The organism is Streptomyces odontomachi, from assembly GCF_024435355.1.
Lineage (GTDB): Bacteria > Actinomycetota > Actinomycetes > Streptomycetales > Streptomycetaceae > Streptomyces > Streptomyces odontomachi.
Map to the genome: position 1 here is coordinate 207,068 of NZ_JAMJWG010000007.1, position 22,273 is coordinate 229,340.

The 22,273-nt window shown below is 70.9% G+C and carries 15 protein-coding genes; 8 read left to right on the top strand and 7 right to left on the bottom strand.

Annotated features, from left to right (window positions below; genetic code table 11):
• Positions 1–96: 96 nt before the first annotated feature.
• The gene (panB, locus tag NQO67_RS17290) at positions 97–957 is read right to left on the bottom strand and encodes a 3-methyl-2-oxobutanoate hydroxymethyltransferase (RefSeq protein WP_255950896.1); all 861 of its coding nucleotides are present in this window, start codon (positions 955–957) and stop codon (positions 97–99) included.
• Positions 958–1,172: 215 nt separating this feature from the next.
• Here panB and NQO67_RS17295 point away from each other — a divergent pair, with 215 nt between their 5' ends.
• Both NQO67_RS17295 and NQO67_RS17300 read left to right on the top strand, forming a co-directional pair.
• Positions 1,173–2,771, top strand: a complete 1,599-nt coding sequence (locus NQO67_RS17295; RefSeq protein WP_255950897.1) for an MFS transporter — start codon at positions 1,173–1,175, stop codon at positions 2,769–2,771.
• A gap of 427 nt (positions 2,772–3,198) precedes the next feature.
• Positions 3,199–4,116 carry an endonuclease/exonuclease/phosphatase family protein gene (locus tag NQO67_RS17300; protein ID WP_374119019.1) on the top strand — a complete coding sequence of 306 codons (918 nt, stop codon included), beginning with the start codon at positions 3,199–3,201 and terminating at the stop codon, positions 4,114–4,116.
• 295 nt (positions 4,117–4,411) lie between these two features.
• Here the strand turns inward: NQO67_RS17300 and NQO67_RS17305 are convergent, their stop codons facing one another.
• From NQO67_RS17305 to NQO67_RS17315, 3 genes are all read right to left on the bottom strand, one after another.
• Positions 4,412–6,403, bottom strand: coding sequence for a S53 family peptidase (locus tag NQO67_RS17305; RefSeq protein ID WP_255950899.1), 1,992 nt, complete (start codon positions 6,401–6,403; stop codon positions 4,412–4,414).
• 307 nt (positions 6,404–6,710) lie between these two features.
• On the bottom strand, positions 6,711–7,319 hold the full coding sequence (locus tag NQO67_RS17310; protein WP_374119020.1) for a DUF305 domain-containing protein: 609 nt from the start codon (positions 7,317–7,319) through the stop codon (positions 6,711–6,713).
• Between the two features lie 152 nt (positions 7,320–7,471).
• Positions 7,472–8,290 carry a thioredoxin-like domain-containing protein gene (locus tag NQO67_RS17315; RefSeq protein ID WP_255950900.1) on the bottom strand — a complete coding sequence of 273 codons (819 nt, stop codon included), beginning with the start codon at positions 8,288–8,290 and terminating at the stop codon, positions 7,472–7,474.
• Between the two features lie 438 nt (positions 8,291–8,728).
• Here NQO67_RS17315 and glnA2 point away from each other — a divergent pair, with 438 nt between their 5' ends.
• Positions 8,729–10,090: a gamma-glutamylpolyamine synthetase GlnA2 gene (glnA2, locus tag NQO67_RS17320; protein WP_255950902.1), complete on the top strand. Its 1,362-nt coding sequence runs from the start codon at positions 8,729–8,731 to the stop codon at positions 10,088–10,090.
• Positions 10,091–10,165: 75 nt separating this feature from the next.
• Here the strand turns inward: glnA2 and NQO67_RS17325 are convergent, their stop codons facing one another.
• On the bottom strand, positions 10,166–10,753 hold the full coding sequence (locus NQO67_RS17325) for a Uma2 family endonuclease (protein WP_255950903.1): 588 nt from the start codon (positions 10,751–10,753) through the stop codon (positions 10,166–10,168).
• A gap of 278 nt (positions 10,754–11,031) precedes the next feature.
• Between NQO67_RS17325 and NQO67_RS17330 the strand changes: the two genes are divergently transcribed.
• Positions 11,032–14,025 (top strand): bifunctional [glutamine synthetase] adenylyltransferase/[glutamine synthetase]-adenylyl-L-tyrosine phosphorylase, encoded by a 2,994-nt coding sequence (locus tag NQO67_RS17330; protein ID WP_255950904.1) that lies wholly within the window; start codon positions 11,032–11,034, stop codon positions 14,023–14,025.
• Between the two features lie 75 nt (positions 14,026–14,100).
• On the opposite strand, the gene NQO67_RS17335 is transcribed toward NQO67_RS17330, so the two are convergent.
• Entirely contained in the window at positions 14,101–15,159 is a 1,059-nt protein-coding gene (locus NQO67_RS17335; protein WP_255950905.1) for a phosphatase PAP2 family protein, read from the bottom strand.
• 68 nt (positions 15,160–15,227) lie between these two features.
• A complete protein-coding gene (locus NQO67_RS17340) occupies positions 15,228–16,355 on the bottom strand; it encodes a LacI family DNA-binding transcriptional regulator (RefSeq protein WP_255950906.1) in 1,128 nt (375 codons plus the stop codon).
• 539 nt (positions 16,356–16,894) lie between these two features.
• Between NQO67_RS17340 and NQO67_RS17345 the strand changes: the two genes are divergently transcribed.
• The 4 genes from NQO67_RS17345 to NQO67_RS17360 all read left to right on the top strand — a co-directional run bounded on the left by NQO67_RS17345 (position 16,895) and on the right by NQO67_RS17360 (position 22,261).
• Positions 16,895–18,160, top strand: coding sequence for an extracellular solute-binding protein (locus NQO67_RS17345; protein WP_255950907.1), 1,266 nt, complete (start codon positions 16,895–16,897; stop codon positions 18,158–18,160).
• A gap of 154 nt (positions 18,161–18,314) precedes the next feature.
• Positions 18,315–19,325 carry a carbohydrate ABC transporter permease gene (locus tag NQO67_RS17350; RefSeq protein ID WP_255950908.1) on the top strand — a complete coding sequence of 337 codons (1,011 nt, stop codon included), beginning with the start codon at positions 18,315–18,317 and terminating at the stop codon, positions 19,323–19,325.
• A 17-nt stretch (positions 19,326–19,342) separates the two neighbouring features.
• On the top strand, positions 19,343–20,296 hold the full coding sequence (locus NQO67_RS17355; RefSeq protein WP_255950909.1) for a sugar ABC transporter permease: 954 nt from the start codon (positions 19,343–19,345) through the stop codon (positions 20,294–20,296).
• Positions 20,297–20,401: 105 nt separating this feature from the next.
• Positions 20,402–22,261 (top strand): glycoside hydrolase family 13 protein, encoded by a 1,860-nt coding sequence (locus tag NQO67_RS17360; RefSeq protein ID WP_255950910.1) that lies wholly within the window; start codon positions 20,402–20,404, stop codon positions 22,259–22,261.
• Positions 22,262–22,273 lie beyond the last annotated feature (12 nt).

A 22,273-nucleotide genomic window follows, 5' to 3' on the forward strand; every position in this document is an offset into this window, starting at 1 on the left:
GTCGCATGGTGGCTGGGCGCGCAGTTCCCCGCGCCCCCTTTTGGCGCCCTGGCGGGGCCCCGGGGGCGGTCCTGGTCAGGTGGCCGGCAGGGTCGCTCAGTGCACGGAGTGCTCCTCCAGCGGATAGCTGCCGCCCACCACGTCGTCCGCGAACGACTTGACCGCGTTGCTCATGACCTCGCGCAGGTTGGCGTACTGCTTCACGAAACGTGGCAGCTTGCCGCCGGTGAGGCCGAGCATGTCGGTCCAGACCAGCACCTGGGCATCGCAGTCGGGGCCGGCGCCGATGCCGACGGTGGGGATGTGCAGCACCCGGGTGACCTCGGCGGCCAGTTCGGCCGGCACCAGCTCCAGGACGACCGCGAACGCGCCGGCGTCCTGCACGGCCTTCGCGTCCCGCAGCAGCTGCTGTGCCGCTTCCTCGCCGCGGCCCTGGACGCGGTAGCCCATGGTGTTGACGGACTGCGGGGTGAGGCCTATGTGGGCCATGACCGGGATGCCGGCCTGCACCAGCAGCTCGATCTGCTCGTGCGAGCGCTCGCCGCCCTCCAGCTTCACGGCGCCCACGCCGGCGTCCTTCACCAGCCGCATGGCGCTGCGCAGCGCCTGTGCCGGACCCTCCTGGTAGGTCCCGAAGGGCAGGTCGCCGACGATCAGGGCACGGCTGGTGCCGCGGACCACCGCGGCGGACAGCAGGGTCATCTCGTCGAGGGTGACGGGTACGGTCGTGTCGTACCCCAGGTGGCAGTTGCCCATCGAGTCCCCGACGAGCATGACCGGGATACCGGCCTCGTCGAAGACGGACGCGGTCATCGCGTCGTAGGCGGTGAGCATCGGCCACTTCTCGCCGCGCTGCTTGGCGGCGGTGATGTCGCGCACGGTGATACGGCGGGTGCCCTTCCCCCCGTACAGCGCCTTGCTGCTGTCGGATCCCCGGGCAGCCGAAAGCTGCGTCATCGCAACGGCTCCTTCTCGTCATCTCGAAGCGCCCACATCGGCGTCTCCGGACTCCGTCCATCGTTGCACTACGTGCCGGCGGGGGGCTAGATCTCGTCCCCCGGCCGAGCGGGGGACCCCCGTCACACCCGGTCCGGTATCCGGCATCCGGGACGTCGTGGCGGAATCCGCCAATACGAAACGGTCGCGTTCCGAAAAGTGCTTAGGGTGGGCTCATGACAACTCCCCCCGGCTCCGAGTCCCGCGTCCCGGAGGCAATCCACCGGCGTCGTTGGGTCATCCTCGCCGTCCTGATGCTGAGCCTGCTGATCGTGGTGCTCGACAACTCGATCCTGAACGTTGCGATCAAGACCATCGCGACCCCGGCGCCCGAGGGCCTGGGCGCCAGCCAGAGCGAGCTGGAGTGGGCCGTCAACGCCTACACGCTCGTCTTCGCCGGCCTGCTGTTCACCGCGGGCCTGCTCGGCGACCGCTTCGGGCGCAAGAAGGTGCTGCTCGGCGGCCTGGTCGTGTTCGGCGTCTGCTCGGCGCTGGCCGCCCAGTCCGGCTCGCCGACCGAGCTCATCGTCTACCGCGGCCTGATGGCCCTGGGCGCCGCCTTCGTGATGCCCGCCACCCTGGCCGTCCTCATGAACGTCTTCGAGCACGACGAGCAGCCCAAGGCCATCGGGATGTGGGCCGGCGGCGTCGGTCTCGGCATCGCCATCGGGCCGATCACCGGCGGTCTGCTGCTGGACCACTTCTGGTGGGGCTCGGTCTTCCTGATCAACGTGCCCATCGTGGTCGTCGCCCTGGCCCTGCAAATCGCCCTGGTGCCGGACTCCCGCGACCCCCACCCCGGCAGGATCGATCCGCCGGGCGTGCTGATGTCGGTCGTCGGGCTGATACTCCTGGTGTACGGCATCATCAAGGGCGGTCAGCTCGCCGACTTCACCGACCCCGCCGTGCTCGCGACCATCGCCGCCGGCCTGGTCGTGCTCACCGCCTTCGTGCTGTACGAGAAGCGCAGCGACCATCCGTCGATCGACGTCACCTACTTCAAGAACCGGGTGTTCTCGGCGGCGATGGTCGGCACCGGACTGGTCTTCTTCGCCATGATGGGCGTCACGTTCTTCATCGTCTTCTACACCCAGAGCGTGCGCGGCTACTCGCCGCTCCAGACCGGTCTGCTGATGGTGCCGCTGGCGGTGGCCCAGCTGTTGTTCGCGCCGCGTGCCCGCCTGGTCGTGGCCCGGTTCGGCAACCGCGCGGTGGTCAGCGGCGGCCTGGTGCTGGTGGGCCTGATGCTGCTGTCCCTGACGCTGCTGGGGCGCGACACCGGCATATGGGTCCTGGAAGTGATCTTCTTCTTCATGGGCACCGCCATGGCCCACGTCATGACCCCCACGAGCGTGCTGATCATGCAGTCGGTGCCGGTGGAGAAGTCCGGCTCGGCGTCCGCGCTGAGCAACACCTTCCGCCAGATCGGCGGCGCCCTCGGCATCGCCGTGCTCGGCTCGCTGCTGTCCACGGTCTACCGTTCCGGCATCGACGACCAGCTGACCATGGTGCCCGGCGGGATGCGGCACGCCGCTGGCGAGTCCATAGAAGCCACGCTCGCCGTCGCCCACCGGCTCGGCCCGGACGGCCGGACACTGGTCGGCTCCGCCGACGACGCCTTCCTGCACGCCATGCACACCACGGCCGTCTGGGGCTGCGCCGTGGCCCTGGTGGGCGCCCTGATCGCCGCCCGCTTCCTGCCCGGCCGCACCCCGGCGGCCCGGTCCGAGCAGACCCCCAAGGAGGCGGTCACGGCGGATCACGGCGACCACTGAGCGTCGGCGCGCCGCCGGCCGCCCGCTCGGCCGACGGCCCGACGACCTGCGATGTGCACGTTCTGTCACAGATCGCGCCGGCCCGCCACGGCGCGGAACCCCGGCCCGGGCCCGTACGTCCTCGTGCCCGTACGGCAGTTTCGTCCTGTTGGTCGCACCCGGTCGGTGCCGGCGACGGCATCCGCACCCCCCGACAGCAGGTGGAACGCACGGCAGGGGCACACATGTTCATGGCCTAGGGTCGCCTAGGGTCGTGGGACGGGGACGGCGTGCAGGGCAGTAGTGAGGCATACGAAACATGGCGCAGGCGTACGTGACGGAGACGGACAGCGGCTCGGAGAGCAGGCAGCACGCATCCGGCCTCCGGCGCGTGTTCCGCAGTGGCGGGGGAGTGCTCGGCGGTTGGGGCAGGGGCGGGCGCCTCGGTATGTGGCGCCGTGGCCTGGTCCTCGCGGCGTGTGCGGTGCTGCTGGCGCTGGTGATGCTGCTGCACGCGCACATCCCCAACAGGGTGGGCAACCTCGGCAGCCTCTCGGAGACCTTCCTGCCGTGGTTCGGCGTGTTCATCCCGGTGCTGCTGGTGGCCGGCCTGTTCCGCAGGTCGGTGACCGCGCTGGTGGTGCTGGTACTGCCGGTGGCGGTCTGGTTGAACCTCTTCGGCGGGCTGCTCACGGACCGCGCCGCGACCGGCGGCGACCTGACCGTGGCCACGCACAACGTCAACGCCGACAACCCGGACCCGTCCGGCACCGCCCGCGACGTCGCCGCCTCCGGCGCGGACGTGGTGGCGCTGGAGGAGCTGACCGACGCCGCCGTTCCGGTGTACGAGAAGACGCTGGCCGGCACCTACCCGTACCACACGGTGCAGGGCACGGTCGGACTGTGGAGCAAGTACCCGCTGCACGGCACCCGCCCGGTCGACATCAGGCTCGGCTGGGTGCGCGCCCTGCGCACCTCCATCAGCACGCCCTCCGGCGACCTCGCCGTCTACGCGGCGCACCTGCCGTCCGTACGGGTGAAGGTGGAGGCCGGGTTCACTGCCAGCCAGCGGGACGAGTCCGCCGACGCGCTGGGCGAGGCGATCGCGCACGAGCCGCTGCACCGGATCGTCCTGCTCGGCGACCTGAACGGCACGATGAACGACCGCGCGCTCAACGGCGTGACGTCCCAGCTGCGTTCCACCCAGGGCGCCGCCGGCGACGGCTTCGGCTTCAGCTGGCCCGCGTCGTTCCCGATGGCCCGCATCGACCAGATCATGGTCAAGGGAGTCGACCCGGTCCGCTCCTGGACCCTCCCGCGCACCCCCAGCGACCATTTGCCGCTGGCCGCGACGCTCTCCCTCTGATCCGGGCTGCGCCCGAGGCCCACGGTGCCCCGTAAAGGGGCGCGGGGAACTGCGCGCGCAACCATCCACCGGCCGGTGGTCCGAACACGACAGGAACAGCCCCTTCGGGCCGGTGGCGACCTGCAAGGTCGCATGGTGATTGGGCGCGCCCACGCGGCGGAGCCGCACAATGTCACAGCCCCGCGCCCCTACCGTGCGCGTCGTGGGCCGCAGGCCACCCGCACGGGGACGCCCGCCCCCCGCCCCCCGTGAGGGGTACCGGAGAGGCGGGCGTCACGGACGACGGCCGTGGCCGTCAGTGGTGGTGGCCGCCGTGGTCATGGCCATGGCCATGACCCGGTTCGCGGGTGAACGACTCGACGTAGCCGGGTGCGGGCGAGCCCACCCCGGTGACGTCGTCGTAGCCGGTCACCGCCGCCAGCGAGCTGTCCTTGCCCAGGGTGCGGATCGTGGTGCGCAGACCGTCGGAGTCGTCGAAGCCGTTGACGTAGTCGACCCGGACGACGGCGATGTCCTGGTCGTCACCCAGCGGGTGGTCGCTGACGTCGTGGTACGCCTTGGAGTCGTACCGCTCGTAGATCGCCGGGTTGGCGAAGCCGAGCGCCTTGCCGCCGGCCGCCTCCTGCGCCAGCGCCTGGACCCCCGCGATCACCGGGGCGGCCAGCGAGGTGCCGCCGATGCGGTACTCGCTGTACTGCTCCGACCCGTCCGGGAAGGTCTGCGTCTGGCCGACCAGGAAGCCGGTGTTGGGGTCGGCGACCGCCCCGATGTCCGGCACCGTGCGCATCGGCTTGTCGCCGTTGGCCTTCGCCAGGTCGTCCGGCACGACGCCCTTCTGGTACGACGGCTGCGGGACCACCGCGCTGGTGCCGCCGCCCGCGCCGGAGGTGAAGCCGCCGGGGAAGCCGTCCCAGCTCTTGCCGTCCTCGGACAGGACGGCCTGCTCGGTGCCCCAGCCGGTCTCCCACTGGTACGAGTCGCCCTTGCCGACCGCGAGCGAGGTACCGCCGACCGATGTCACCCAGGCCGAGTTGGCCGGCACGTCGACCTGCTTCGTGCCGGTGCTGGCGACGTTGTCGCCGGCGTCACCGGAGGAGAAGTAGAAGCCGATGCCCTCCACCGCGCCCAGCTTGAATATCTGGTCGTAGGCGGCGGCCACGTCCGGCGTGGAGTTGGCCTCGATGTCGCCCCACGAGTTGGAGACGATGTCCGCGAGGTGCCCGTCGACTATCTTGCCGAGCGAGTCCAGCAGGTCGTTGTCGTAGCAGGAGGCAGCGCCCACGTAGACGATGTCCGAGGCCGGGGCGACCGCGTGCACCGCCTCGACGTCCAGGGACTCCTCGCCGTACCAACCGGACGCCCCGCACTCCTCGGTGCGGCTGTAGTCGGCCGGTACCACCTGGTTGAGCTGGCCACTCGCGTAGGGCGCGTCACCGTTGCGCTTGGCGTACTCGATGGCGTCCTTCTCGATGGTCGGCGAGGCGTAGGCGTCGGTGATCGCCACCCGGACGCCCTTGCCGGTCCGCTTGCCCGCCCCGTACACGGCCCGCAGCTGCTCGCCGGTGTACCCCTTGACGGCGTACGGCGCCTTCGAGCCGTATGCGTCAGGCAGGTCACTGGCGGTCTTCGAGCCGTAGTACGAGGAGAACGGCCCCGAGTTGCGGAACACCGCGTCCGGGGGCGGCAGCTCCTCCTTGTGGGTGGCCTTGTGCGGCGCGTTGTCCAGGCCGGTGACGGTCAGCACGGCGCCGTTCAGGTCGGCGGGGGCGGTGGCGGCGCGCCGCGGGGCGCGGTAGGTCTTGCCGCCCTTGCGGTAGTTGTGCAGCTGGGTGTCGAACGCCTTTTCGGCGGTGGCGACGTCGCCGGTCACGGTGACGTAGTGCTGCGTGGTGCCGGTGATGGTGAGGCCGGCCTTCGTCAGCCAGGCCTTGACCGCCTTGACCTGCTCCTGGGTGGCGCCGAAGCGCTCCTGGGTCTCCTTGGCGCTCAGGTACTTCCCGTAGGAGGCCGACTGCGGGTCGGAGACCTCGCGTGCGTAGGCGTCGAGGCCGGCGGAGTCCCGCCCGGCCAGGTAGACCCTGGCGGTCACCTTGCTGCTGTCGGACGTGGCGCCCAGGTCGGACTGGCTGGTGGCCCATAGCGGTTTGGTGCCCTGGAGCGCCTCGCGGGCGCCCGGGTCGGCGTCCGCGTGAGCCGCGGGTATGCCGAGCGCGAGGGCGCCGGTGAGCAGGGGCAGCGTGGCTGCCAGGCTCACACCGCTGCGCACTGCGGCGCGGTTGGATCTCATGGAACCCCCTGTGATGCGGTTCGTGGCGTGTGTGTCTGAAGAGGCACACGTAAGCCATCACTCTGACCATGAACCGTTCACGTCAGGGGAACGGAAGAACCAAGAAGAACCCAAGGAAACGTCATGCCATCGACTTTGTCGGCGTGTGAGGTTTATGCGCAGGTTGCGGTTGGGTCACGCTGGAGGGTGAGTGCGCGGCCGAGGCGCTCCGGTGGCCGGCCGACGGGACGCTCGGCGATCGGCGACCGGGCGTCCCGGTCGGCACCGCCGGGTGACCACCGGCCCGTCGCCCCGTCTCCCCTCGGCCTCACTTCTTGGCCTTCGCGCCCCGTTCCTTCAACATCCCCGCCATCGTGTCGATCTCCGACTGCTGGCCGGTGACCATGCCCTGCGCCAGCCGCTTCTCGACGGACACCGTGCACGATGCGGCGCACGCCTGCGCCATGTGGATGCCGCCTCGGTGATGGGCCGTCATCAGCTGCAAGTAGAGGATTTCGGCCTGTTTGCCGTTGGCCGTTCGCAGCCTGTCGAGCTCCGCGTTGGTCGCCATGCCCGGCATCAGGGCACCGTCACGCCCCGGCGTGCTCTGACCCATGCCCATCCAGGTCATCGGCGGGTCGGTCGACACCTTCGGCAGCCCCCACAGGTCCAGCCAGCCCAGCAGCATGCCGCGCTGGTTGGCCTGGGTCTGCGCGATGTCGTAGGCGAGCCGGCGGACGTCCGCGTTCCCGGTGCGGTCGCGCACGATGAACGACATCTCCACGGCCTGCTGGTGGTGCACCGCCATGTCCCGCGCGAATCCGGCGTCCGCGGACGCCGCTCCCGGTGTGGACGTGCCGGAGCCGGAGCCCGCGCCCGCCGTGGCGGACGCCGCGCCGCCCCCGCCGTCCGTCCCTCCCTCGCCGCCCAGCGCCAGGCCCCCGGCCGCCCCGAGCCCGAGTGCCGCGAGCACCAGGGCCGCCAGCGCCGTCACGGCCCAGGGCCGGCGGCGCACCAGCGCGGCGAGGCCGGACCACCGGCTCTGCGCGGCAGCGGTCCCCAGCCGCCGGCGCAGGCCACCGAAGCCGCTCACTGCGCCAGGCCGCCCGTGCACGACGCGCCCGGCTCCGGCGTCTGTGGGCCCTGGACGTACGCCGTGAAGAACGCGCTCACAGCCGGGTCGTCGGCGCCCTGCACGGTGCGCTGCTTGCCCCATGCCGTCAGCGTGATCGGGTGCTGCTGCGTCGGGTAGGGGCTCATCAAGGAGTAAGGGGTGCGCCCGACCAGCGCCGCCAGCTTCTTCACGTCGGCCGGCTTCGCCGACGCGTTGTAGGTGACCCAGACGGCGCCGTGCTCCAGGGCGTGCACGGCGTTCATGTCCGGGATGGGCTTGGTGTAGACGTCGCCGTTGCAGTTCATCCAGACCGGGGCGTGGTCGCCGCCCACCGGCGGGGTCATCGGGTAGTGCACGGTCGTCGTGACGTGGTTGCGGGTCAGGTCGGCGGGGTTCCACGAGGTCACCCCGTCGGAGCCGACCGTGGACCGCGGCGCCTTCGCGCCGCCCTTGCCGGGCGCCGTGCTGCCCGTCCCCGGGCCGGCGGCGGACGGCGACGTGGCGCCGGCGGAGGCACTGGGCATCGTCGAGGACTTCCCGTCGTCGGAGCCCGTCGAGTCGTCCGGCCCGCAGGCGGCGAGCCCGGCGAACCCCAGGACCAGGAGCCCGGCCACCGCCAGCGCGCCACCCCGGCGGCCCGCGGTCCCCCCGTGCCGCCGCGGCCGACCGCCCGCCGCCGGTGCCCGCAGTCCGGGCGCTGCGGGGCGCCGCTCGGGGGCGGTGGCCGGGTCGGTGGCCGAACGGGGAGGACGGGACGGACGGGACGCGGTGCCGGTGCGCGGGGCGGAACCCATGACGTGTGTCCTTCGACGCGGGGGACGGGGCCCGCCGATCGTAATGGGACGGCATCGAGCCCGGTGCCCCGGATGCCCCAGCCCGGTCAGGCCCGCTCCGGACACATCCCGCACCCGCCCCGTCCACACCTGTCGTGCGCCCCGGAAAATCCCGGCTCGATCAAGGGCACCCGAGTGCCTCACAATGAGGGCATGGGGCAGGACGAGTACCGCGCGGAAGCGAAGCGCGAACCGGACGGGAGACCCGGCCGAACGGGCCGGCGAACGCGCCGGCGCGCGCCGGAGACGACAGAGGACCGATAGGAACCGGACAGCGGGTGTTCAGATGAGCGCCCGCAATGTGCCCGAAACCGTGTGGTGGGATGCTCAAGTGCTCTCGATGTTCCCCACGGCGTCGTAGCACGCGGCCTGACCAGCAAGGATGGGTGGAAGTCGACTATGGATAAGCAGCAGGAATTCGTGCTCCGTACCTTGGAGGAGCGCGACATCCGGTTCGTACGCCTGTGGTTCACGGATGTGCTGGGCTTCCTGAAGTCCGTCGCGGTCGCTCCCGCCGAGCTGGAACAGGCCTTCGACGAGGGCATCGGATTCGACGGCTCGGCGATCGAGGGCTTTGCCCGTGTGTACGAGTCGGACATGATCGCGAAGCCGGATCCCTCGACGTTCCAGGTCCTGCCGTGGCGCGCGGAGGCGCCCGGCACCGCCCGGATGTTCTGCGACATCCTGATGCCGGACCGCTCCCCGTCCTTCGCCGACCCGCGCTACGTGCTCAAGCGCGCCCTCGCCAAGACCTCGGATCTCGGCTTCACCTTCTACACCCACCCCGAGATCGAGTTCTTCCTGCTGAAGAACAAGCCGGTGGACGGCTCCCGGCCCACCCCGGCCGACTCCTCGGGCTACTTCGACCACACCCCGCAGGCCATCGGCATGGACTTCCGCCGCCAGGCGATCACCATGCTGGAGTCGATGGGCATCTCGGTGGAGTTCTCCCACCACGAGGGCGCCCCCGGCCAGCAGGAGATCGACCTGCGCTACGCCGACGCGCTGTCCACCGCCGACAACATCATGACCTTCCGCCTGGTCATGAAGCAGGTCGCGCTGGAGCAGGACCTCCAGGCCACCTTCATGCCCAAGCCGTTCTCGGAGTACCCCGGCTCGGGCATGCACACCCACCTCTCCCTCTTCGAGGGCGACCGCAACGCGTTCTACGAGTCCGGCAGCGAGTACCAGCTCTCCAAGGTCGGCCGCTCCTTCATCGCCGGGCTGCTGCGGCACGCGGGAGAGATCGCCGCCGTCACCAACCAGTGGGTGAACTCCTACAAGCGCATCTGGGGCGGCGCCGAGCGCCCCGCCGGCAAGGGCGGCGAGGCCCCCTCGTACATCTGCTGGGGCCACAACAACCGCTCGGCGCTGATCCGCGTCCCCATGTACAAGCCCGGCAAGACCGGCTCCGCCCGCGTGGAGGTCCGCTCGCTGGACACGGGCTGCAACCCCTACCTGGCCTACGCGGTCCTGCTCGCCGCCGGCCTGAAGGGCATCGAGGAGAACTACGAACTCGGCCCCGGCGCCGACGACGACGTGTGGGCGCTCACCGACGCCGAGCGGCGCGCCATGGGCATCGCCCCCCTCCCGCAGAACCTGGGCGAGGCGATCCACCTCATGGAGCACAGCGAACTGGTCGCCGAGACGCTCGGCGAGCACGTCTTCAGCTTCTTCCTGGCCAACAAGAAGCAGGAGTGGGAGGAGTACCGCTCGGAGGTCACCGCGTTCGAGCTACGCAAGAGCCTGCCGGTGCTGTAACCGCAGGTCGGAGCAGCTACGGCTCGCGTCGGCCGGGTTGCGGCGGGGGCGTGGGCGCGGTCGCCCTGATATGCCTCAGGCGAACCGCGATGTGTCGAGGCTGAAGTTCAAGGGCGCGGGGAGGCGGAGCGGCTCGCCGAAGTCGGCTTTGGCCTGGGGCGGACCGTACGCCTCGGCGCCGTCGACGAGGCTGTAGAGACGGCAGATCCGCTCCTGGCGATCAATGATCAAGTAGTGCGGGATGCGCGCGGCGGCGTAGGCGCGCATCTTCTCCCTGTAGTCCTTGTCGCGTGTGCTGGCTGAGGTGACTTCCACGACGAGGTGGATGGGTTCGCCGTCGGCGGGGTTGTACTCGGCGTCGGTGTCGCAGAAGGCATCGTCGTCGGTGACGAGGATGTCCGGCTTCACGCCGGTGCCGTTCCCGGTGCGCAGGCCGCTACCTCCGGACCAGTACGTGAGCTCGTCGTCGGTGTCATGGCGGGCAAGCTGCTTGGTGAAGCCGGTGACGATGCGCTCGTGCTCGGGCACGGGAGGCGGGGTCAACGAGATCTGTCCCTCGATGAGCTCGGCACGCCAGGAGTCCAGCGCGGGATCGTGGTCGAGGTGCGCGAGCGCGGCCCACGGGTCGACCTGGACGAAGGGCTCGACGGGTAGTGCGCTCACTGCTCCTCCTCGCCGGCTGCGGTGTACTCAGGAAACGATAGTCCTGGCCGCTGCGGCAAGGTGCAGAACCTGGGCGCGGCACTGGCCCCTGTCCGCGGCGCGCCCCGCGCCCGTAGGAGCCCTCGGCGCACGCCGGGTGCGCTGGAGGGCGCTCGTCGGCGGTGTCCGGAAAACGTAGTGCGTGCCGGGTAAAGCCGGCACCCGTTCCGGGTGGACCACCGGGGTTACGTCGTATTCTCGGGGACCATCGAGCTTGATCGGACGGGAGGCCGGCGACCATGACGGTGCCGCAAGGGCGCAGGAGCAGTACCTTCACGCGGCTGTTGCGCCACGGCTTCACCGACCCATCCGCCGCCGAGCAGCTGCTGGAGGGCGAGCCGCTCGCGCCGGTCCGTTCCGACCCGGTGCTGCTGGACGCGCTCGGCCAGGCCGCCGACCCCGATCTGGCGCTGCACGGCCTCAGCCGGCTCGTGGCGGCGCAGCCCGACGACACCGCGCACCGCGAGCTGCTGGACACGCTGATCGCGGCCAAGCCGCTGCGTGACCGGTTGCTCGGCGTGCTCGGCGCGTCCGAGGCACTGGCCGACCACCTCGCCCGGCACCCGGGCGACTGGCAGACCCTGGTCAGGTACGAGCAGCGGGACCTGCACCCGGGCGTGACCGAGTTCGAGCGTGAGCTCGCCGGTGCCGACGACCTGGACACGCTGCGCATCGCCTACCGGCGCAGCCTGCTGTCCATCGCCGCACGCGACGTCTGCGGCACCATCGACGTCGCCGACACCGCGGCGGAGCTCGCCGACCTCGCCACGGCCACCCTGCGCGCCGCGTTCGCGCAGGCCTGCGCGGCGACGCCGGACGACGCCGCGCTCTGCCGGCTCGCCGTGGTCGCCCTGGGCAAGTGCGGCGGCCACGAGCTGAACTACGTCTCCGACGTCGACGTGATCTTCGTGGCGGAGCCCGCCGACGGCGCCGACGAGAGCAAGGCGCTGCGGGCCGCCACCCGGCTCGCCTCCCACCTGATGCGGATCTGCTCCGAGACCACCGTCGAGGGCGCCATCTGGCCGGTGGACGCCAACCTCCGCCCCGAAGGCCGCAACGGCCCGCTCGTACGCACCCTCGCCAGCCACGTCACCTACTACCAGCGCTGGGCCAAGACCTGGGAGTTCCAGGCGCTGCTGAAGGCCCGCCCGGTCGCCGGCGACATGACGCTCGGCGAGGACTACCTGACCGCCGTCACCCCTCTGGTCTGGCAGGCCGCCGAGCGGGAGAACTTCGTCGCCGACGTGCAGAAGATGCGCCGCCGCGTCGTCGAGAACATCCCCGTCGGCGAGGTCGAGCGGGAGCTGAAGCTGGGGCCCGGCGGCCTTCGGGACGTCGAGTTCGCCGTGCAGCTGCTCCAGCTGGTACACGGACGCACCGACGCCAGCCTGCGCAGCGCCAGCACCCTGGAGGCGCTTCAGGCCCTGGCTGCGGGCGGCTACATCGGCCGCGTGGACGCCGTCCAGCTCGATGACGCCTACCGCTTCCTGCGGTCCCTGGAGCACCGCATCCAGCTGTTCCGGCTGCGCCGCACCCACCTGGTCCCCGAAGACGAGGCCGACCTGCGGCGCATCGGCCGCTCGCTGGGCCTGCGCACCGAGCCGATCACCGAGCTGGGCCGGGCCTGGCGGCGCCACACCTCCGTCGTGCGCCGGCTGCACGAGAAGCTGTTCTACCGCCCGCTGCTGGACGCGTTCGCCCAGCTCGCGCCCGGTGAGGCGCGGCTGAGCGCGGGCGCCGCACGCGAGCGCCTGATCGCGCTCGGATACGAGGACCCGGGCGCCGCACTGCGCCACCTGGAGGCGCTCGCGTCCGGCGTGACCCGCAAGGCGGCCATCCAGCGCACCCTGCTGCCGGTGCTGCTCGGCTGGTTCGCGGACTCCGCCGAGCCGGACGCCGGACTGCTGAACTTCCGCAAGGTCTCCGACGCGCTCGGCAGGACGCCCTGGTACCTGCGGCTGCTGCGCGACGAGGGCGCCGCGGCCGAGAACCTGGCCCGGGTGCTCTCCGCCGGCCGGCTCGCCCCCGACCTGCTGCTGCGCGCGCCCGAAGCGGTCGCCCTGCTCGGCGACGGCAGCGGCCTCACGCCGCGCGCCCGTGCCCCCCTGGAGCAGGAGATCATGGCCGCGGTCGGGCGCGCCGACACCGGCGAGCAGGCCGTCACCGCGGCCCGTGGCGTACGGCGCCGTGAGCTGTTCCGCACCACCGCCGCCGACATCATCGGCTCCTACGGCACCGAGGAGAACCCGGCGGAGGGCGACCCGGGGGCGCTGGTCGACATGGTCGGGCAGGCGGTGACCGACCTGACCGCGGCAACGCTCGCCGGGACCCTGCGGGCCGTGGTACGCGAGCACTGGGGCGCGACGCTGCCCACCCGGTTCGCGGTGATCGGCATGGGCCGGTTCGGCGGCCATGAACTGGGCTACGGCTCCGATGCGGACGTGATCTTCGTGCACGAGCCGCGCGACGGCGTCGACGAGCAGGAAGCCTCCCGAGCCGCGCACAAGGTCGTCTCCGAGATGCGCCGGCTGCTCCAGCTGCCCAGCTCCGACCCTCCGCTGCTGATCGACACCGATCTGCGCCCGGAGGGCAAGTCGGGGGCGCTGGTGCGCACCCTGAAGTCGTACGAGGCGTACTACCAGCGCTGGTCGCTGGTGTGGGAGTCGCAGGCGCTGCTCCGCGCCGAGTACGTCGCCGGAGACGAGGATCTGGCCCGCCGCTTCCTCGCCCTCGCCGACACGCTGCGCTACCCGGCGGCCGGCCTGGGTGACGACGCGGTGCGCGAGATCCGGCGGCTCAAGGCCCGGATGGAGTCCGAGCGGCTGCCCCGCGGCGCCGACCCGGCGCTGCACACCAAGCTCGGCCGCGGCGGCCTCAGCGACGTCGAATGGACCGTGCAACTGCTCCAGCTGGGACACGGGGGATCGGTGCCCGCGCTGCGCACCACCCGCACCCGTGAGGCACTGGCCGCCGCACGCGCCGCCGGGCTCCTGCCGGTGCGGGACGCCGCCATACTGGACGAGGCCTGGGTGCTCGCCACCCGCGTACGCAACGCGATCATGCTGGTACGCGGCCGCGCCGGCGACACCTTCCCCACCGAGACCCGCGAGCTGGGCGCGGTCTCCCGCTATCTCGGCTACGGCCCCGGGCATGCCGGCGACATGCTGGAGGACTACCGCCGCACGACCCGCCGTGCGCGGGCGGTGGTGGAGCAACTGTTCTACGGCGGCTGATCCCCGCGGCGGCTTCCCCCTGTCGCACCAGGGCAGGGCGCCGCACGAGGGCAGGGCGCCGTACGCGGGTGTGGCTCAAGGCTCCGGGGGATGTCTCGGCGCGGTGTTCTCCGTCGTGACCGTCGGTGATGCGGTGCGGGACAGCGCCCACACCCGGACCCGCCGGGCCACCGGCCGCCGGCCCACGGACAGCGCGGACGCTCCACGTGGCGCCCGTCGCGCCAGTGGCGCCAGGGCGTGTGGCGCGCGGGGCGCCGGGATCAGCCGCGGCAGCGCATACGGCAGCGCGCCGTACCACCAGCGGGCGACCCCGTAGCCGAAGACCAGGCAGATGGCGCCGCCGACCGCGTCCAGCCAGAAGTGGTTGGCGGTCGCCACGATCACCACCGTCGTGGCGGTCGGATAGAGCACCGCGAAGGTCCGGGCCCAAGGCGACTTCGCCAGGCAGAAGATGGTCAACCCGCACCACAACGACCAGCCGACATGCATCGACGGCATGGCGGCGTACTGGTTCGAGACGTCCTTCAGGCTCTCCGACATCGAGCCCCAGGTGTGGTGCGCCACCACCGTGTCCACGAACGTACCGCTTATCAACCGGGGCGGCGCGAGCGGATACGCGTAGTAGCCGATCAAGGCCGAGGCCGTGGTCACCAGCAGCACGAGACGGGTCGCCGCGTAACGCCCCGGATGGTGGCGGTAGAGCCAGATGAGTACACAGATGGTCACCGCGAAGTGCAGCGTGGCGTAGTAGTAGTTCATCCCCACGATCAGCCACGTCTCGGAGTTCACCGCGCGGTTGACCACCCCCTCGACGGCGATGCCGAGCCGGCGCTCCAGTTCCCAGAGCCAGTCGGCGTTGCGGATCGCCATGGCGCGCTGCTGCGGGACGATGCTGCGGATCAGCGAGTAGATCTCGTAACTCGCCACGATCAGCAGGATCTCGAACCACAGGTGCGGCCGGCGCGGCCGGCGCAGACGCAGCAACACCGACCGGACGGTGCGCTCCGGCCGTGCGCCGCACGCATCATGCGCACCGCGCAAGCCGGGTGCGGGCGCCACGGCCCGACCGTCCGGCATGGGTGAGGGGGAGTCGTTGTGCATGCCATCCACTGCGGTTACGGTCCTGTCACCCATAGAGGAGGATTCTGCCAGAAGCCTCATCATCTACCGATGATTCACCGAATACCCCAGAAATGCATCTTTCAGGACTTTCGGTTTTTCCGGTCCGCCGATCCGCCCGCCCTGGCGGCACCCGTGGCCGCGGCACCCGCCTTGGCGGCCCCCGCCGCGACCGAGGCCGTCGAACCACGCACCACCAGCTCCGGCATGAACACGAACTCGCTGTGCGGCGCAGGCGTCCCGCCGATCTCCTCCAGCAGCGTGCGCACCGCCGCCTGCCCCATCGCCGGCACCGGCTTACGCACCGTGGTCAGCGGCGGATCGGTGAACGCGATCAACGGAGAGTCGTCGAAACCGACCACCGAGATATCGCCGGGCACCTCGAACCCGCGCTGCCGCGCCGCCCGGATCGCGCCCAGCGCCATCATGTCGCTGGCGCACACGATCGCCGTGCAGTCCCGATCCATCAGCGCCGACGCCGCCGCCTGCCCGCCCTCCAGGGTGTACAGGGAGTGCTCGACGAGACGATCGTGGATGTCCTCGGCCTCCAGGCCCAGCTGGTCCTGCATGGCCCGCACGAAACCCTCTATCTTCCGCTGCACCGGCACGAACCGCCGCGGCCCCAGCGCAAGACCGATCCGGGTGTGCCCGAGCGACACCAGATGGGTGACGGCCAACTGGGTGGCCGCCCGGTCGTCCGGCGAGATGAAAGGCGCCTTCACGCTCGACGAGAAGCCGTCGACCAGTACGAACGGCACACCCTGGGCGCGTAGCTGGTCGTAGCGCTGGGTGTCCGCCGTGGTGTCCGCGTGCAGTCCCGAGACGAAGATGATCCCGGCGACGCCGCGATCCACCAGCATCTCGGTCAGCTCGTCCTCGGTGGAACCGCCCGGCGTCTGGGTGGCGAGCACCGGCGTGTAACCCTGCCGCGTCAAACCCTGCGCTATGACCTGCGCGATCGCCGGGAAGATGGGGTTCTCCAGCTCCGGCGTGATCAGACCGACCAGGCCCGCACTGCGGTGCCGCAGCCGCACCGGACGCTCGTAGCCGAGCACGTCGAGAGCGGCCAACACGGACTGCCGGGTGGTCGCCGCCACGCCCGGCTTGCCGTTCAGCACCCGGCTGACGGTTGCCTCGCTGACGCCCGCCTGAGCGGCGATGTCGGCGAGCCGTGCGGTCGTTGGGGCGGACTGTACCGGCCGGGTACCCATTTTGCGCCTAATCCGGCGCCGCTTTCGCGGGCCTGGTCGATGAGCGTTGCGGTTGCTCAATTGATGGTTGCGGTGCGTGGTCGTTCTTCTTGGTGCCGTGTTGCTCCGTGCTTGCATGCCGTGCGCGCCGCCGTACGTAGGTGCGGTACGTGCCGGAACCGGCGTCTTGCAAGAACCGGAGAGCTCGATGATTCCTGGTGGGCCTCGTCGTGGCAAGAGCTTGCAGAGTTTTGCACAAGGGGTCAGCGGGGTGATCGTGGGGGCGCGCGGGGCATTGTGCGAGCGTGTGGGCGCAGTTGGGGCGTCGGGTGGGGTCACGGGGTGGTAACCATCAGGCGTCCTTTCATTTTTTTGCTGCAAGGTCTTTCGCAACGCTTGCCGCGCTGTTACGTTCACGTCGCCCGGTGGCGCCAGCCCGGCCGAACCCCGGGACTCAAAGGATGCGACCACACACCGCAACCATCAATTGAGCAACCACGACGGCGCTCAACCAGGCCCGCGAAAGCGGCGCCGGCTTAGGCGCAAAATAAGGAGTGATCATGCGGCGTGGCATAGCGGCCACCGCGCTGGTGGCGTCCCTCGCGCTCGCGGCGACGGCCTGCGGTGGCGACAGTGACAGCGACAGTTCGGGACCGACCACCATCACGTGGTGGGACACCTCCAATGCCACCAACGAGGCGCCCACGTACAAGGCCCTGGTCAAGAAGTTCGAGAAGGCCAACCCGGACATCAAGGTCAAGTACGTCAACGTCCCGTTCGACCAGGCGCAGAACAAGTTCGACACCGCCGCAGCCAGCAAGGGCGCCCCGGACGTGCTGCGCGCCGAGGTCGGCTGGACCCCGGCCTTCGCCAAGCAGAGCTACCTGCTGCCGCTGGACGGCACCGAAGCCCTCGCCGAGCAGGGCAAGTTCCGATCGAACCTGATCAAGCAGGCCCAGTTCCAGGGCAAGACGTACGGGGTCCCGCTGGTCACCGACACGCTCGCGCTGGTCTACAACAAGAGCCTGTTCCAGAAGGCCGGCATCGACACGCCGCCCACCACCTGGGCCGAGCTCAAGAGCGATGCCGCCAAGGTCAAGGACAAGACCGGTGCCGACGGCTACTGGGGCTCGACGCAGGGCTACTACGCCGAGCCGTTCCTGTACGGCGAGGGCACCGACACCGTCGACGCGGGCAAGAAGGAGATCACCGTCAAGGGCGCGACGGCGGTCAGCGGCTTCAAGCAGTGGCAGGGGCTGTTCGACGGCAAGGGCCTGCACAAGGCCGACACCACCGCCGACGCCTACGCCCACCAGCAGGACGCCTTCTCGTCCGGCAAGGTCGCCGCGATCATCCAGGGCCCGTGGGAGATCACCAACTTCTACAAGGGCAGGGCATTCAAGGCCAGGGAGAACCTCGGGATCGCCCCCGTCCCCGCCGGCTCCACGGGCAAGGCCGGCGCCCCGACCGGCGGCCACAACCTCTCGGTGTACGCCGGATCCGACGAGGCCCACCAGAAGGCCGCGCTGGAGTTCGTGAAGTTCATGACCTCGCAGGCCTCGCAGGAGGAGATCGCCCTGCACAACTCCACCCTGCCGACCCGCGAGGACGCCTACACCACCAAGGTCACGGCCGACCCGGGCATCGCCGGCTTCCAGAAGGTGCTCCCCGACGCCCGGCCGCGCCCCGAACTCCCCGAGTACAGCTCCCTGTGGGCGCCGCTCGACCAGGAGCTGGTGAAGGTCGCCGGCGGCAAGGAGTCCCTGGACAAGGGGCTCGACAACGCCAAGGTCGCCATGGTCAAGCTGTTGCCCGACTTCAAGTGACCGGATGACTCCCGTCACCACCTGACCCGACCGGCCGCCAGGGCCGTCCGCCGCACGGGGGCGGACGGACCCGGCGGCCGGCGGCACCCCCACGGCCCACCGGGCCGGGAACCAGCCGACTCTCGGAAGCCGACTCCCAGAAGGTGCACAGCACATGACCCTCGCCGTCGACAGCACGGCCACCGGCTCAGGCCGGCGCCCGGGCCGCGGACCGCGCCCCGGGCCGCTGGCCCGACTGAAGCGCTCGTACCGCACGCACTGGTACGCCTACGCGATGATCGCGCCGGTCGTCGCCGTGCTCGGCGTGCTGGTGGGATATCCACTGGTGCGCGGCCTGTATCTGACCCTCACCGATGCCACCAGCCTGAACTCGGCCCGCACCATCGGCGTCAACCACATCGACGCCACCTACAAGTTCATCGGCCTGCACAACTACGCCGACATCCTGTGGGGGCCGACCGCCTGGGACCGCTTCTGGTCGCACTTCCTGTGGACCGTCGTCTGGACGGTGGCCTGCGTCGCCCTGCACTACAGCATCGGCCTCGGCCTTGCGCTGCTGCTCAACCAGAAGCTGCGCGGCCGCACCGCCTACCGCCTGCTGCTGATCCTGCCGTGGGCCGTGCCCACCTTCGTCACCGTCTTCTCCTGGCGGATCATGCTCGCCGACTCCGGGCTGATCAACACCGTGCTGGGCAGCCTCCACCTCCCGCAACCGCAGTGGCTGGAGGACACCTTCTTCCAGCAGCTCGCCGCCATCCTCGTCAACACCTGGTGCGGTGTGCCCTTCATGATGGTCTCGCTGCTCGGCGGGCTCCAGTCCATCGACCCGACGCTGTACGAGGCCGCCGAGATGGACGGGGCCACCGCCTGGCAGCGCTTCCGGCATGTGACGCTGCCCGGCCTCAGCACGGTCAGCTCCACCGTCGTGCTGCTCGGCGTCATCTGGACGTTCAACCAGTTCGCGATCATCTTCCTGCTGTTCGGCAACAACAGCGCCCCGGACGCCCAGATCCTCGTCACCTGGGCCTACCGCCTCGGTTTCGGCCAGCAGCCGCGTGACTACGCCCAGTCCGCCGCGTACGGCGTGCTGCTGCTGTCGATCCTGATCGTCTTCACATCCGTCTACCGTCGCTGGCTGGCCCGCAACGAGCAGCTCGCGGCCTGACGCAGGAGCCCGGTGAAATGAGCACGCCGAGTACCCCCCGTACGTCCACCGCACCGGCGCCGACCCCCGGCGCCACCCCGACCCCCGCCGCACCGCCCACCGCCTCCGACGCCCCGCCCGGCACGGCCCGCGCACGGCGGCGCGGCAGGCGCAGCCGCCCGGCGTCCGTGCTCGCGCACGCCACGCTGACGGTGGCCGCGCTGATCGCCGTCTTCCCGATCGGCTGGCTGATCTACCTGTCCCTCGGCCCGGACAAGAACGACTACCTCCACCCGGGCGCCATCGCCGGCAAGACGACCCTCTCCAACTACTCGTTCGTGCTGGCGCACACCGAGTTCTTCCACTGGCTGACGAGCACCCTCGTGGTGTCGCTCGGCACCACCGTCATCGGGGTGCTCCTCGCGTCCACCACCGGGTACGCGGTCTCCCGCATGCGCTTCCCCGGCCATCGCAAACTGATGTGGGTCCTGCTGGTCACGCAGATGTTCCCGGTCGCCGTCCTCATGGTGCCGATGTACGTGATCCTCGCGGACCTCGGCCTCATCGACACCTACGGCGGGCTGATCCTCGTCTACTGCTCCACCGCAGTGCCCTACTGCGCCTGGCTGCTCAAGGGCTACTTCGACACCATCCCGGTGGAGATAGACGAGGCCGGGCGGGTCGACGGCCTGTCGCCGTTCGGCACCTTCTGGCGGCTCGTCCTGCCACTGGCCCGCCCCGGCCTGGCGGTCGCCGCCTTCTACACCTGCATCACCGCCTGGGGCGAGGTCGCCTTCGCGTCGACCTTCATGCTCGACGACCAGAAGTACACCTTCGCCGTCGGACTCCAGAGCTTCATCAGCGAGCACGACGCGCAGTGGAACTACATGGCCGCCACCGCGGTCCTCATCGCCATCCCGGTCTCCGTCATCTTCTACCTGGTGCAGAAGAACCTGGTGACCGGCCTCACGGCGGGCGGCACCAAGGGCTGACCGCCCTGCCGCCCGTCCCGGCGGCCTCACCCGCCCGTGGGTGGCCCCCGTGCCGGACCCGACCATCCGACGACACACACCCACCGGACGCAGAGCAAGGAAGACATGAGTCAGCACCCTGCCGACCAGCAGCTCCCGCCCACCGTCCCCCACAGCCCCAAAGGCTCCCCCGCTGCCCAAAGGGGCGTGGGAGGTACCCCCAGTGGTGCCCCCAGCCCGGACCCCCGGTCCGCCATCCCCGCCCCCACCCGCCAAGCCGACGACGCCCCGGCCTCGGCCGTGGCCGTGCAGACGCGTCAGGAGCCCGCAGCGCCGCACCGCGACTGGTGGCGCGACGCGGTGATCTACCAGGTCTACCCCCGCAGCTTCGCGGACAGCAACGCCGACGGCATGGGGGACCTGGAGGGCGTACGCGCCCGGCTGCCGTACCTGCGCGACCTGGGCGTCGACGCGGTGTGGCTGAGCCCCTTCTACGCATCGCCGCAGGCCGATGCCGGCTACGACGTCGCCGACTACCGTGCCGTCGACCCCATGTTCGGCACCCTGCGCGACGCCGACGCGGTGATCCGCGACGCCCACGCCCTGGACCTGCGCGTCATCGTCGACCTGGTGCCCAACCACTCCTCCGACCAGCACGAGTGGTTCAAGCAGGCCGTCGCCGAGGGCCCCGGCTCGCCGCTGCGCGGGCGGTACCACTTCCGCCCCGGCAAGGGCGAGAAGGGCGAGCAGCCGCCGAACGACTGGGAGTCCATCTTCGGCGGCCCCGCCTGGACCCGGGTCACCGAACCGGATGGCACCCCGGGCGAGTGGTACCTGCACCTGTTCGCACCGGAGCAGCCCGACTTCAACTGGGACCACCCGGCCGTCGGCGACGAGTTCCGCTCCATCCTGCGCTTCTGGCTCGACATGGGCGTCGACGGCTTCCGCATCGACGTCGCCCACGGCCTGGTGAAGGCCCCGGGACTGCCCGACCTCGGCAGCCACGACCAGCTGAAGCTGCTCGGCAACGACGTCATGCCGTTCTTCGACCAGGACGGCGTGCACGAGATCTACCGCGCCTGGCGGCACATCCTCGACGAGTACTCGGGCGGCCAGATCTTCGTCGCGGAAGCCTGGACGCCGACCGTCGAGCGCACCGCCAACTACGTGCGCCCCGACGAACTCCACCAGGCCTTCAACTTCCAGTACCTGAGCGCCTACTGGGACGCCGCCGAACTGCGCGAGATCATCGACCGCTCGCTGGACGCCATGCGCCCCGTCGGCGCCCCCGCGACCTGGGTGCTCTCCAACCACGACGTCACCCGGCACGCCACCCGGTACGCCAACCCGCCGGGCCTCGGCACCCAGCTGCGCACCCCCGGCGATCCGGCACTCGGCCTGCGCCGGGCACGCGCCGCGACCCTGCTGATGCTGGCCCTGCCCGGTTCCGCCTACGTCTACCAGGGCGAGGAGCTGGGCCTGCCGGACGTCGTCGACCTGCCGGACGAGGTGCGCCAGGACCCGTCGTTCTTCCGCGCGGCCGGTCAGGACGGATTCCGGGACGGCTGCCGGGTCCCGATCCCGTGGACCACCGAAGGACCCTCCTACGGCTTCGGCGACGGCGGCTCCTGGCTGCCGCAGCCGGCCGGTTGGGGCGCCCTGAGCGTCCAGGCGCAGACCGGTGTGCCGGGCTCCACACTGGAGCTCTACCGCGCCGCTCTCGCCGCCCGCCGCGCCCATCCTGCGCTGGGCGCGGGGGAGGCGGTGGAGTGGCTGGACGCGCCCGCCGGCACGCTCGTCTACCGCAGGACGGCGGCGGAAGGCGGCGCGGCGTTCGTCTGCACCGCCAACACCACCGGCGCCCCCGTGGAGGTCCCCGCACCCGGCCGCGTGCTGCTCTCCAGCGGCACGGAGGACATCCCCGTGACCGCGAACGGCACGGCGGTGCTGCCGGCGGACTCTACGGTGTGGTGGACGGTGGAGTGAGTCAGGTGCGGG

Bases quoted from the DNA above. Each gene is read 5' to 3' on its own strand.
- NQO67_RS17300 (WP_374119019.1), top strand. From the start codon at position 3,199: ATGTGGCGCCGTGGCCTGGTCCTCGCGGCGTGTGCGGTGCTGCTGGCG.
- NQO67_RS17330 (WP_255950904.1), top strand. From the start codon at position 11,032: ATGACGGTGCCGCAAGGGCGCAGGAGCAGTACCTTCACGCGGCTGTTG.
- panB (WP_255950896.1), bottom strand. From the start codon at position 957: ATGACGCAGCTTTCGGCTGCCCGGGGATCCGACAGCAGCAAGGCGCTG.
- NQO67_RS17335 (WP_255950905.1), bottom strand. From the start codon at position 15,159: ATGGGTGACAGGACCGTAACCGCAGTGGATGGCATGCACAACGACTCC.
- NQO67_RS17340 (WP_255950906.1), bottom strand. From the start codon at position 16,355: ATGGGTACCCGGCCGGTACAGTCCGCCCCAACGACCGCACGGCTCGCC.
- NQO67_RS17360 (WP_255950910.1), top strand. From the start codon at position 20,402: ATGAGTCAGCACCCTGCCGACCAGCAGCTCCCGCCCACCGTCCCCCAC.
- NQO67_RS17355 (WP_255950909.1), top strand. From the start codon at position 19,343: ATGAGCACGCCGAGTACCCCCCGTACGTCCACCGCACCGGCGCCGACC.
- glnA2 (WP_255950902.1), top strand. From the start codon at position 8,729: ATGGATAAGCAGCAGGAATTCGTGCTCCGTACCTTGGAGGAGCGCGAC.
- NQO67_RS17305 (WP_255950899.1), bottom strand. From the start codon at position 6,403: ATGAGATCCAACCGCGCCGCAGTGCGCAGCGGTGTGAGCCTGGCAGCC.
- NQO67_RS17295 (WP_255950897.1), top strand. From the start codon at position 1,173: ATGACAACTCCCCCCGGCTCCGAGTCCCGCGTCCCGGAGGCAATCCAC.
- NQO67_RS17350 (WP_255950908.1), top strand. From the start codon at position 18,315: ATGACCCTCGCCGTCGACAGCACGGCCACCGGCTCAGGCCGGCGCCCG.
- NQO67_RS17315 (WP_255950900.1), bottom strand. From the start codon at position 8,290: ATGGGTTCCGCCCCGCGCACCGGCACCGCGTCCCGTCCGTCCCGTCCT.
- NQO67_RS17345 (WP_255950907.1), top strand. From the start codon at position 16,895: ATGCGGCGTGGCATAGCGGCCACCGCGCTGGTGGCGTCCCTCGCGCTC.